The organism is Pelomonas sp. BJYL3, assembly GCF_027257975.1.
GTDB lineage: Bacteria > Pseudomonadota > Gammaproteobacteria > Burkholderiales > Burkholderiaceae_C > Roseateles_B > Roseateles_B flavus.
This window is the reverse complement of the sequence record NZ_JANZKX010000008.1, coordinates 31183-43226: the sequence shown is the minus strand read 5'-3', so window position 1 is coordinate 43226 and position 12044 is coordinate 31183. Positions and strand designations below refer to the sequence as shown.

Here is a 12044-nt window from a genome sequence, read left to right as displayed (position 1 = left end):
CCGGGCCGGGCCTACCTCGTGCGCCGGTAGCTGCCGGGCGCCAGGCCCGTCCAGCGCTTGAAGGCGCGCTGGAAGGCCGCCGTGTCCGAGAAGCCCAGCTCCAGCGCCAGCTTGCCCAGCGGCAGGGCACTGGTGTGCAGGCGGTAGATGGCCACCTCGCGCCGCAGCTGGTCCTTGAGGGACTGGAAGCTGCTGCCCTCGGCCGCCAGGCGGCGCTGCAGCGTGCTGGGTGACAGGTGCAGGGCCTCGGCGCAGCGCGCCAGGTCCGGCCAGAGGGGCTGGGCCCGCTGCAGGTGGGCGCGCACCTGGCCGCTGATGCCCGCATCGCGCCGGGGCAGGATGACCTGCACCGGCGCATCGGCGACGAAGCGGCGCAGGGCCTGCTCGTCGCGGCAGACGGGCAGCTTCAGGCGTGCCGCCTGGAACCACATCGCGCTGTGGGGCTGCTCGAAGCGCCAGGGGGCCGGGAAGATGGGGCCATAGCCCTCCGAATAGGCCGGCCGCGCATAGGCGAAGTCGAAACGGACCGCCGGCAGCTGGCCGCCCACCAGCCAGGCAAACAGCCGCCAGTAGACCCGTAGCACCAGCTCGTGCAGGTGGGGGTTCGCGGCCACCTCGGGGTTGTGAAAGCACAGCTGCACGCCCGCCAGCTCGGGCCCCTCGTGGACCAGGACCAGGCTCAGGTCGTCATGCAGCAGCCGGAACACATGGGCGATGTGGCGGATGGCCTGCTCCAGCGTCGCGCCGGCAATGCCGGCCCGCACCTGCAGGGCAAAGGAGCCGCGCTTGGAGGGGCGGGACAGCATGCCCAGCACCTCGTCGTCATGGCGCTCGATCAGGGTGCGCAGCAGCGTGGCCAGCTGCAGGGTCGAGATGCGGGCGCCGGGCTGGCTCAGCGCCTCGGGCGGGATGCCGGCCTCCAGCAGCAGCTCGCTGCCCTCGATGCCGCGCCGGCGCAGGCCGGACAGCAGGTTCAGCGCGAACTCGATGCCCACGGTCAGGGCCGGGGCCGGCTTGAGGGACGGGCGGGATGTCACAGCCGTCCACTGTAGCGCGGGGCGGGGGCGCGGCGTGGCGATGTCCTGCCCGGGGTGCGCGAGGTGAAATGACATCACGGCGCGGTCTTTTGCCATCGCCGCGGGCAGCGGCCCTGCCTAGCATGGCGAGGTCGCCGGCTCCGGGGCTGCGCCGAGGGGCGCGCCGGTCGGGTGGCTGGCAAAGGAGCAAGGCCCATGAATCGCAAGGTACTCGTCGCCGGGGTCGGCATGATCCCCTTCACCAAGCCCGGCGCCAGCGCGCCCTATCCGCAGATGGCCGCGGAGGCCACGCGCCTGGCCCTGGCTGATGCCGGCCTGGGCTATGCGCAGGTGCAGCAGGCCTATGTGGGCTATGTCTATGCCGACAGCACGGCCGGCCAGCGCGCGCTGTACGAGGTGGGCATGAGCGGCATCCCCATCGTCAACGTGAACAACAACTGCTCCACCGGCTCGACGGCGCTGTTCCTGGCGCGCCAGGCGGTGGAGAGCGGGGCGGCGGACTGCGTGCTGGCGCTGGGCTTCGAGCAGATGAGTCCCGGCGCCCTGGGCTCGGTCTTCAAGGACCGCCCCAGCCCCTTCGACCGCTTCGACCAGACGACGGACGAGCTGGTCGGCCATGCCGAGATTCCGCTGGCGCTGCGCTACTTCGGCGGCGCCGGCCTGGCGCACATGCAGCAGTTCGGCACCCGGCTGAGCACCTTCGCCAAGATCCGGGCCAAGGCCAGCCGGCACGCCGCCCACAATCCCCTGGCCCTGTTCCGTACGGTGGTCACCGAGGAGGAGGTGCTCAGCGCACCCGTCATGTGGCCCGGCGTGATGACCCGCCTGATGGCCTGCCCGCCGACCTGCGGCGCCGCCGCCGCCCTGGTCTGCTCGGAAGACTTTGCCGCCCGCCACGGCCTGCGTGCGGCGGTGCGGATCCGGGCCCAGGCCATGAGCACCGACGGCCCCGAGACCTTCGAGTCCCGCGACATGCGCGAACTGGTCGGCTTCGGCATGGCCCGGCGCGCCGCCGAGCAGGTCTACGAGGCGGCCGGCGTGGGACCGGCGGACCTGGATGTGGTGGAGCTCCACGACTGCTTCGCGCACAACGAGTTGATCAGCTACGAGGCCCTGGGCCTGTGCCCGGTGGGCGGCGCGGAGCGCTTCGTGGTCGACGGCGACAACAGCTACGGCGGCCAGGTCGTGACCAACCCTTCCGGTGGCCTGCTCAGCAAGGGCCACCCGCTGGGCGCCACGGGCCTGGCGCAGTGCACCGAGCTGGTCCAGCAGCTGCGGGGCACGGCGGGCCCGCGCCAGGTGCCGCAGGCGCGTCTGGCGCTGCAGCACAACCTCGGCCTGGGCGGTGCCTGCGTGGTGACGCTCTACGAGCGGCTGTAGGCCGCCCCTTTTACCTCTGTTTCCCGGATTGGCGGCCGGCTGCTGCTCGCCGCATGTCTTCAGGAGTTCCCCCATGAGTGAGTCCCTGTTTCCCCGCTTGCACCGGCATGCCTGGATGGACGAGCAGATCGAGGCCTTCCGCGAGCAGGTGCGCCGCTACGTCACGGCCGAGCTGGCGCCCCAGCTGGAAGGCTGGCGGCGCCAGGGCTACATCCCGCGCGAGGTCTGGCGACCCTTCGGCGCCCTGGGCTTCCTGCTGCCGGAGCTGGACGAGGCCTGGGGCGGCGCAGGCGCCAGCCTGGCCTACCAGCTGGTCGTGCAGGACGAGCTGGCCCGCGCCGAGATGCCCGCCAACACCGCCGTGCACACCATCGCCGCCCACTACATCCTGGACTACGGCACGCCGGCGCAGAAGGCGCGCTGGCTGCCCGGCTTGGCCAGCGGCGAGCTGCTGGCCGGCATCGCCATGACCGAGCCAGGCTGCGGCTCCGACCTCAAGGCCCTGCGCACCCGCGCCCGCAAGGAGGGCGACGGCTATGTCCTCGACGGCGCCAAGACCTTCATCACCAACGGCTTCACGGCCAATCTGCTGGTGGTGGCCGTGCGCACCGGCGAGGCCGGCAGCCGGGGAGTCTCCCTGCTCGTGCTGGAGACCGAGGGCCTGCCGGGCTTCAGCGTGGGGCGGCGCCTGGAGAAGCTGGGCCAGCATGCCTCGGACACCGCGGAGCTGTCCTTCCAGGGCGTGCGCGTGCCCCAGGACCAGCTGCTGGGAGGCGTCGAGGGGCAGGGCTTCCGCCAGCTGATGAGCCAGCTGCCCTACGAGCGCATGCTGCTGGCCGTCCCGGCGGCGGCCACCATCGAGCGGGCGGTGGAGCTGACGGTCGAGTACACGACCCAGCGCCAGGCCTTCGGCCAGTCTGTCGCCAGCTTCCAGAACACCCGCTTCAAGCTCGCCGAGTGCGCCACCCTGGCCCATGTGGTGCGGAGCTTCGTCAACGACTGCGTGCAGCGCCTGCTGGACGGCACGCTGGACGACGAGGCCGCCTACATGGCCAAGTGGTGGACCACCGAGCAGCAATGCCGGGTGATGGACGAGTGCCTGCAGCTCTTCGGCGGCTACGGCTACATGGCCGAGTACCCGATCGCCCGGCTCTATGCCGATGCCCGCGTGCAGAAGATCTACGGCGGCACCAACGAGATCATGAAGGACCTGATCGCCCGGCGCCTCCTGGGCTGAGGCCGGGGCCACCGTCCCGCGGGGGCCGTCAGCCCCGGGCGCCAGGGGCAAGCTCAGGGCGCCATGCGCGCCGGGCTGATGCGGGGCAGCAGCCACAGCCAGTCCCAGTGCCGGCCGAGCTGGCCCGGCTGCTGCGAGCTTTCGACGCCGCCCTGCCCGTATTCGTAGGCGAACTGGGGCAGCGTGACCGGGGCCGAGGCCCTGACCAGCAGGGCCTGGCCCGGATGCTCGCGCGCCAGCTGCTGTTCCAGGGCCTGCGGCGGCTGCGCGGGCACGTCAGCCTCCTGCAGGCTGACGTAGTCCAGGTAGCGGCCGCCTGAGGCGCTGAACTGCAGCACCTGGTAGGCCGCACCCCACTGCCGGTGCATCACCTCGCCGGCCTGCAGGTGGGCGGGGTCGCGCTGGAAGCCGCGCGCCAGGTGCACGGTGTGACCCCAGACCACGGCCTTGCGGCCCGGATGGAGCTGCTCCATCAGCCAGATGGCGTTGTCGCCCATGGCCTGGTCGCGCTGGTAGTCGGCGCCGTTGCTCCAGAGGCTGCGGGCCTGCGCGTCCATGCTGCGGACGACGCGGCACCACCAGCCCGCACCGTCTGGCCTCGCGCGCGTTTCCCTCACGGCGCACAGCGCGTCCTGGAGCGCCTGCGAGCGGGCCTGGAAGGCCTGGCGCTCGGCCGCCGGGGGCGCCTGCCGCGAGAGCGTGAACAGGGTGGTCAGCTGCCGCGCATAGGCTTGCCAGCCGGCATCTTCCGACAGGGCACGCCCGCGCGCGCCGCCCATGCCGCTCCTCAGCGCCCGCCTCAGGCCCCGTGCCAGGTCTTGCTGGCTGCGCAGGCCGCTGTGCTGGCTGTCGATGCCGGCCACCAGCAGGGGCCGGCCCATCGCCTGCTGCTGGTCGAGATAGGCCATCAAGGCCTGACCCTCGACGCTCTTGGAGTACATGTAGAAGACATTGCCGGGGGCGCCCCTGGCCCAGCTCGACGACCGCGCGGCGGAAGCCTTCCCTCGAAGCCTTGCGGCCGCCTGGACGTCCTGCTGCAGCTGCTCCACGTCGAAGAAGCCGCTTTCCAGCAGCAGCACGTCGAAGCCCTGGGTCTCGTGCAGATGGCGCAGCAGGCGCAGCTTGGTGGCGAATTCCTCGTGCCCGCCATGCGTCTGCTCCGCCAGCCCCAGCACCCGCACGCCCGCGAGGCCGGCCGTGAGGGGCGCGAGGTCGGCGGCGTCGTCGCTGCGGTTGTCACCCGTGGCGCTGCGCACCGGCCACGCCTGCCAGGGCGGGGCCTCCTCGGCCCGGGCCGGCGCGGGGCCGGCGCCGAGGAGACCCGACAGCAGGGCGGCCAGCCCGACGGGCAGCAGCCGGGCAGGCGGGCGAAGCGGCAAGGCAGGGCGGGGACGCGGAGGCAGGACGGGCATGGCGATGTCGAAGGAGCCGCAGGACGGCGCGATGCTAACCAGCCCCAGGGCCGCCCGGGCCCTGCAGGACACCCGGCTCAGCACGCTTGTGCGAGGGCCCCACCTCGGGGCACATGCGCTTACGCCGCTCGGGGCCAGACCCCGGGGCGGCCGGCCAGCGGCCATGGCCTGCCGGCCTCCCCGGCAGCAGGAGGGTCAGGTCTTGCTATGCTGGAAGCTGACAACGCCAGACTTCACGGAAGGACCGCCCCATGCCCAGGGTGCATCTCATCGAAGGCCCTGTGGGAGCAGGGAAGTCCACCTTTGCCGCCTCGCTTGCCGCCCGCAGCGGCGGCGTGCACATTGCGCTGGATGCCTGGTTCGCCCGGCTGTTCAGCCCGGACCGCCCGGCCGGTGACTTCATCCCCTGGTATCTGGAGCGCAAGGACCGCCTGCTGGCACTCATCTGGGCGCACAGCCAGGCGCTGCTGGCCACCGGGACGGACGTCATCCTGGAGCTGGGCCTCATCCAGCGTCAGCCGCGCATGGACTTCTGCCGCCAGGTCCTGGACCAGGGCGTGGAGCTCCTGATGTATGAGCTGGACGCGCCGCGCGAGCTGCGACGAGCCCGCGTGCAGCAGCGCAATGTGGAGCAGGGCGCGACGTTTTCCATGGTCGTGCCGGAGGCAGTCTTCGAGCTGGCGAGCGATCTGTGGGAACCGGTGGATGAGCAGGAGCGTGAAGTGCCTGGCATGGAGTACCAGCATGTCGTGTCCGAAGGGCGCGGCGGAGGTTGGCATGGCGCATGAATGGCTTCGTGATCGTGGCTTGCATGCCCCTGCCCGACGGCAGGAAGGCAGCCGGTCCCTGCGAACCCTCGGGGTGACCCTGCTCGCAGCCGCTGCCTCCGCCGGCTGGGCAGGCCCGGTCCCCACACCATGGAACTGCGACAAGGGACGAGACCATGCGGTGCAGGGCCGCACGCGGATCACCGTCACCGCGGCGCTGTCGCGTGCCGCCGCGCAAGCTAGGGCCGAGGGCTGGGACCTGCGGAAGTACGCGGGGCCGGAGCTGTGCTACAGCGCCAGGGATGCTAAATGGACCGTTTTCTACGATGGCCTGGACCCTTTGCCGGGAAACCACTTCATGGTGCTGGTCGATGAACGCACCAAGGCAAGCAGGCTCGTGCCAGGGGAATGAAGCCGCGGCCAGACGCTGTGACGCGGGGCGCCATCCGACCGTCGCTGTGCCCTCAGGGCTTCAGTACCTTCGCCACCGGATTGGGCCGCAGCCTGAACGCGTCCGGCATGCCCGAGCCCAGCAGCGGGCGCAGGTAGAGGCGGAAGGCGTCGGTGACGTCCGTGCCGCTCTCGCTGATGAAGTGGTCCTCCATCACCCGGGTCTTGCCGGCCACGGCCTCCAGGGGCAGGAGCTCGTAGTCCACCGAGTAGTAGCCATTGCGGCGGATGGCCACCGAGCCGTCGCGATCGCCCCACATGGCGTACTGCACGGCCTTCTCGCCCACTTCGCGGGCCTCGCGCTGATCGACGTCGGACACGCAGCCCACGAAGCTGCGCTGCAGGTAGCCGAAGGTGTCGCCGCGCACGCGCTTGATCTTGAGGCGGGTCTTGATCTCCTCGCACAGCAGATCGGCCAGGGCGCCGGTGCCGGAGAGCTGCACATTGCCGTGGGCATCGTGCTCCAGGTCCTTGGCCAGCCGCGCGGCGATGGGCTGGCCGCTGGCATCGTGGATGCCCTCGCTGACGGCGATCACGCAGCGGCCATGGCGCTCGTAGACTGCCTTCACGTCGGCCAGGAAGCGGTCGATCTCGAAGACGCGCTCGGGCAGGTAGATGAGGTGGGGGCCGTCTTCATCGAACTTCTTGCCCAGGGCCGAGGCCGCGGTCAGGAAGCCGGCATGGCGGCCCATCACCACGCCCACGTAGACGCCGGGCAAGGCGGCGTTGTCCAGGTTGGCCCCCGCGAAGGCCTGGGCCACGAAGCGCGCGGCCGAAGGGAAGCCGGGCGTGTGGTCGTTGCCGACGAGGTCGTTGTCGATGGTCTTGGGAATGTGGATGCAGCGCAGCGGATAGCCCGCCTGGCGCGCCTCCTCGGCCACGATGCGGACGGTGTCCGAGCTGTCATTGCCGCCGATGTAGAAGAAGTAGCCGATGCCGTGCGCGCGCAGCACCTCGAAGATCTGCTGGCAGTAGGCGAGGTCGGGCTTGTCGCGGGTGGAGCCCAGGGCCGAGGCCGGGGTGCCGGCCACGAGCTCCAGGTTGTGGCTGGTCTCCTGGGTGAGGTCGACGAAATCCTCGTTGATGATGCCGCGCACACCGTGGCGCGCGCCATAGACCAGGTCGATGCCCCTGTGCCGTCGCGCCTCCAGCACCACGCCGACCAGGGACTGGTTGATCACGGCGGTCGGACCGCCTCCTTGGGCGACGAGAATCTTGCGGGCGGCGTGCATGCTCACGGAGGGCTCCTTGGGTGGTCGGGCGCTGGCTGACGTTCTACACCATGCCGGCCGTGTTGGCACCTCGGAGTGGCCGACTTGATGCAACAGCTAATGTCGAAAGCACATCCTCAAGAGGGTGGACGGTGGCGGCTCTGACGGCGCCCCCGGCTTCCTAGAATTCCGCGGCTGGCCGGGCAGGCCAGGGAGGGAGCGGGTGGTGCAATTCATGGCAAAGGCGGGGCACAGGCAGGGGCTGAGGCCGGGAACGCTGGACCTGACCGGGCGCCAGCGCTGCCAGTGGGGTCAGGTCTTGCGCGAGCTGGAGGCCGAAGGCCAGCTGGCGGCCAGCCTGCCCGAGGGGCTGGGTCACCTGCCGCCCGGCAGTTCGCCAGAGGCCTGGATCGATCTGGCGGAGGCCCGGGGTCAGGTCTTGCCCTGGCTGCTGCGCCAGCTGAGCCTGCGGGCCCACGACCTGAGGCTGCACGCGCTGGGTCGGGACCTGGGCCTGTGCGTGGACAGCCGCGAGCGCCTGCAGTGCAGTCCCGGCTGGCGCCACTGGACGGGCCTGGACTCGCCGGCGCAGGGGCTGTCACCCGGTGCCGGTGCCCTGCGGCCGGCGCTCGCTCCCACGATGGTCCTGGAGGTCTGGGTGCGCCGCCTGCTGTGCCTGTGGCAGGGCGGGGCGGCCCCCGCGTCCTGGATTCCACGCAGCCTGGTGCTGGACCTCGGCGCAGACCTGCTGCCGCTGGACGATTCCGTCGTCCCTTCGGGCGAGGGCAGCGTGCCCGCCGTGCGCTGGCAGCTGGCGGCCCTGCCTCGGCATGTGGCGGACGAGCCCCCGCGCGTCGAGGCCCATTTCAGGCTTCCCCGGCCATCTCGGCCATCTCGGCCTTCTTCCCGTGAGGCGGGGCCGGCGCTGCCACGGCTGCAGCAGGACGGGCCTGCCGCGCCCCCGCTGGACCCGGCCCTGCTCGGACAGCCGCAGGCCGGGCCGGTGCTGCTGCTGGGGGCCGATCCCGGCCGGCCCCCTCAGCTGTGCCTGGTCCTGCTGCAGCGGCGGGGTGGCGTCTGGCGGCATGACGGCCGCCCCGTCGCCATGGCCGGCGGTGCCCTGTGCCTGGACCTGCAGGGCCGGCTGCTGGGCTATTGCCAGCCCTTGAGCCTGGAGGCCGTCTGCCTGCTGGCGCAGCCCGGGGACTGAGTGGCGCCCTTCATCAAGGCGCGGGTGAGCGGGCTCAGCCGGCGTCCGCGGGCCCGATGCCGGCCGGGCTGCCGAGGCAGCGGGCGCGCAGCTGCTGCAGCTGCGCCAGGTGCCAGGTCATGCCCAGGCGCTGCAGCGGGGGCTCGGCGGCCTCCAGCTGTTCCAGGGCTCCTGCGCGGTCGCCCTCCAGCGCCAGGACCTCGGCCTGGCACAGGCGGTTGAGCGCGGTCTCGTGCAGCGACCCGCGGCGCCTGGCCATGGCCTGGGCCAGGGCGAGGTAGCGGCCGGGCGGGTGGAGCAGGAAGCCACGTGCCGCGGCCAGGGCCAGGGCGCGCAGGGCGGTGGGGCCGCCGAGCAGGTCACCCTCGCGGGCGCGGCGCAGGGCCTGGGCGGCCTGCTGGCGCAGCTGGACGGGGCGGCCCTGGGCCTCGTAGGCCTCCGCCAGCCAGCCGTGCAGCAGGGAGCCGAACAGGCGCTTGCGGCGGGATTGCAGCCATTGCAGGGCGTCTTCCAGGGCCTGAAGCGCGCGCAAGGATGCGGTGCTGCCCGGCTCGCACTGGCGCCACTGCGCGCGGCTCAGCAGGGCCCGGCTCATGCCAAAGACATAGAGGTTGCGCACCCGCTGGGCGATCTGCAGGGCCTGGCTGGCCGACTGCTGCGCCTCGGCCCAGCGGCCCTGCCACAGCTGCACCAGGGCCAGCAGGCACAGCACCGAGCCCTCGACTTCGTGGCCCGCACCGTAGATGGCCTGGCGCGCCTCCGCGAAGCACTCGGCGGCTTCGTCAAAGGTGCCCCAGTCGCCCAGCACGGCGGCCTTGCAGGCCAGGGTGTAGGCCGAGCCCACGGCGGGGCGGGCGCCGCTGCGGTGCTGGCGCTTGATGGCAATGGCGCTGTCCATCAGGTGCAGTGCGGCCTCGTAGTCTCCGGCGGCCGCCAGGGCTTGGCCCAGCGTGGCCTGGGCCTGCACGAGCAAGGGGAGCCAGGTGCCGGCGCTGCCGTCGGGCGAGGGCGAGGCACTGAGCTGCTCCAGGCCCAGCAGCGCTTCACGCAGATGGGCTACCGCGGGCTGGGTCATGCCCAGCGCGTAGGACACATAGCCGCGCCAGTAGACCGTCAGCGCCATGGTGGCGTGGTCGTCGCAGCGCCGGGCCAGGGCCCAGCCGCGTTCGAAATAGGCCAGGTCTTCGGGCGTGGGATCGAAGACGCAGGCGAGGCCCAGGCGCTGCAGGATGCGCACCTGCGCGGCGTAGCACGCGGCGCTGGGCGGGCACTGCTCCAGCGCGTCCAGGGCCAGGTGGTAGAAGTACTGGGCACGGTCGGGTGCGGCGCCCTGCTCGGCGCGTTCGCCGGCCTGCTCGGCCTGGTGGGCGGCTTCGGCCCATTCGCCCGCCTGGGCGAGGTGGTAGGCCAGGGACGACTGCCCGCTGGCGGCCTCCATCGCAGGGGCTGCGGCCTTGGCCGCCGCCAGGCTGCGGGCGATGCGGCGGTGCAGCTCGCGTCGCTGCGGGCCCCCGACCAGCTGATAGACGACCTCGCGCGTGATGCCGTGCTTGAAGCGCAGCAGGCCCGGGGTCTCCGCCGGGTAGAGCAGGTCGTGGCGCGCCAGGCAGGCCAGGGCGGCCTCGGTGTCGATGGGGGCCGTGGTGTCCTCGTTGCACAGGCCCTGCAGCAGCCACAGGGGCAGGTGCGGGCCGATCACCGCGGCCGTCTTGAGCAGCGCCAGCGGCTCGGCAGGCAGGCGCTCGAGCCGGGCCTCGACCAGGCTGCGCAGCCAGGGCAGCTCCAGGGCCGTCCAGGCCGCCTGGGCGGGCCGGGGCTCCTCCAGGCGCTGGGCCAGCTGGCCGCGGGGCAGCTGGGCGGCGCAATGGCACAGCTCCTCGATGTAGAGCGGATTGCCGCCGCCCTGGGCATGGATGCGCTCGACCAGGAAGGGGTCCAGCCCCGGCAGCAGCTGCGCGATGGCGCCGCGGCAGTCCTGCAGTGACAGCGGACCCAGCGCGAAGGGGTGGAACTCGCCCCGGTGCTGCACGGGCCCGAGCTCGGCTTCCCGGCTGGTCACCAGCAGCATCAGAGGCCAGTCGCCCAGGCGCATCAGGCGCTCGAGGATCTGCTGGCTGGCCTGGTCCGCCCACTGCCAGTCATCCAGGAAGACCAGCTGCGGCTGCTGCCGCCCCAGCGCCCGCAGCAGGGCGGGCAGGCGGGGCAGCCAGTCGCGCCATGATCGTGCGGCCCCGCGGGCATGGGCCTGCGGGCGCAGGGCTTCCAGCCACTCGGCGGCGTCGGCCTGCAGCTCTGTGGGCAGGGCCTGCAGCAGGGCGGCGAGGTCCGGGGCGGTGGGCAGCTGGTCCTGGGGACTCAGCTCGGGCTGGCCGAAGCAGGCCCGCAGCAGCTGCATCCAGGGCTGCATGAGCTCGCCGTGCAGGTGGCCGTCGCAATAGCCGCGGTGGATGCGCCAGCCCTGCTGGCGGGCCTCGGCGATCAGGGCCTCGCACAGCCGCGTCTTGCCCAGGCCCGGCGAGCCGTGGACCAGGGCGGTCCGCGTCTGGCCTGCCGCGGCCTGGGCCAGCAGCTGGCGCAGGTCCTGGAGCTCGTCCGCGCGACCGATGAAGGGCAGGGCGCCCTGGCGCTCGCGGGCGGCCAGCCGCGTCAGCACCTGGCCGCGCCGCGTGATGCAGACCGCGGGCAGCGGCTCGGCCAGGCCGCGCAGGGGCAGGCGCTGCATGGGGCGGTGCTCGAACTGGTGCAGCTCCGGCCCCAGGGCGGCCTGGCTGACCCAGATCTCGCCGGCCTCGGCCTGCTCGCACAGGCGGGAGGCGATATTGGGCGGCTCGCCGAGCAGGTCCAGGCGGCCGCGTTCGCAGTCGCCCTCGATCACCAGGGTGAGGCCGGCATGGACGCCGCTGTGCATCTGCAGGGGAGGCTGGCGCAGGCCCTCGGCCGCGCGCAGCCGGGCGACGCCGGCATGCAGGTCCAGGGCGGCTTCGGTGGCGCGCCGCGCGGTGTCCTCGCCCCCTTGCGGGTAGCCGAAGACCGCCAGCAGGCCATCGCCCTGCAGGCGTACGACCAGACCCTGATGCCGCTCGACGGCGCTGCGGCAGCAGTCGCGCACGCGCGCCAGCAGTTCCAGGTAGTCCTCGGCTTCCAGCTGGGAGGCCAGGAGGCTGGAATCGCTGAGGTCGCTGAAGAGGACGGCCAGGTGCAGCCGCCTGGCGGACGACGGTTCGCGCGGACTCTGTTCTGTGGACACGACGACGCTGGCTCCCTGGCGATGGGGGCAGGTCTTGCCACTGGATCCCGTGGCTTGGTCCCGAGGCTTGGCGCCGGCCCCCGCTGCCGCGCA

At 72.4% G+C, this 12044-nt stretch carries 9 protein-coding genes; 5 read left to right on the top strand and 4 right to left on the bottom strand.

The window, feature by feature from the left end:
- Positions 1-11: 11 nt before the first annotated feature.
- On the bottom strand, positions 12-1037 hold the full coding sequence (locus O9Y01_RS21240; protein ID WP_269633648.1) for an AraC family transcriptional regulator: 1026 nt from the start codon (positions 1035-1037) through the stop codon (positions 12-14).
- Positions 1038-1232: 195 nt separating this feature from the next.
- Between O9Y01_RS21240 and O9Y01_RS21235 the strand changes: the two genes are divergently transcribed.
- Both O9Y01_RS21235 and O9Y01_RS21230 read left to right on the top strand, forming a co-directional pair.
- The gene (locus O9Y01_RS21235) at positions 1233-2417 is read left to right on the top strand and encodes a lipid-transfer protein (RefSeq protein WP_269633647.1); all 1185 of its coding nucleotides are present in this window, start codon (positions 1233-1235) and stop codon (positions 2415-2417) included.
- 73 nt (positions 2418-2490) lie between these two features.
- On the top strand, positions 2491-3654 hold the full coding sequence (locus O9Y01_RS21230; protein WP_442952784.1) for an acyl-CoA dehydrogenase family protein: 1164 nt from the start codon (positions 2491-2493) through the stop codon (positions 3652-3654).
- Positions 3655-3707: 53 nt separating this feature from the next.
- On the opposite strand, the gene O9Y01_RS21225 is transcribed toward O9Y01_RS21230, so the two are convergent.
- On the bottom strand, positions 3708-5066 hold the full coding sequence (locus tag O9Y01_RS21225) for an erythromycin esterase family protein (protein ID WP_269633646.1): 1359 nt from the start codon (positions 5064-5066) through the stop codon (positions 3708-3710).
- Between the two features lie 251 nt (positions 5067-5317).
- On the opposite strand from O9Y01_RS21225, the gene O9Y01_RS21220 reads away from it, so the two are divergent.
- Together O9Y01_RS21220 and O9Y01_RS21215 are read left to right on the top strand one after the other, a co-directional pair.
- A complete protein-coding gene (locus O9Y01_RS21220; protein WP_269633645.1) occupies positions 5318-5854 on the top strand; it encodes an AAA family ATPase in 537 nt (178 codons plus the stop codon).
- Positions 5844-6245: a hypothetical protein gene (locus O9Y01_RS21215; protein ID WP_269633644.1), complete on the top strand. Its 402-nt coding sequence runs from the start codon at positions 5844-5846 to the stop codon at positions 6243-6245. Before O9Y01_RS21220 ends, O9Y01_RS21215 begins: the two co-directional genes overlap by 11 nt.
- Positions 6246-6297: 52 nt before the next feature.
- Here O9Y01_RS21215 and O9Y01_RS21210 read toward each other — a convergent pair whose 3' ends face one another.
- The gene (locus O9Y01_RS21210; protein WP_269633751.1) at positions 6298-7515 is read right to left on the bottom strand and encodes a 6-phosphofructokinase; all 1218 of its coding nucleotides are present in this window, start codon (positions 7513-7515) and stop codon (positions 6298-6300) included.
- Positions 7516-7720: 205 nt separating this feature from the next.
- Between O9Y01_RS21210 and O9Y01_RS21205 the strand changes: the two genes are divergently transcribed.
- Entirely contained in the window at positions 7721-8704 is a 984-nt protein-coding gene (locus O9Y01_RS21205) for a hypothetical protein (protein ID WP_269633643.1), read from the top strand.
- A gap of 34 nt (positions 8705-8738) precedes the next feature.
- On the opposite strand, the gene O9Y01_RS21200 is transcribed toward O9Y01_RS21205, so the two are convergent.
- On the bottom strand, positions 8739-11951 hold the full coding sequence (locus O9Y01_RS21200) for an ATP-binding protein (RefSeq protein WP_269633642.1): 3213 nt from the start codon (positions 11949-11951) through the stop codon (positions 8739-8741).
- Between the last annotated feature and the right edge of the window lie 93 nt (positions 11952-12044).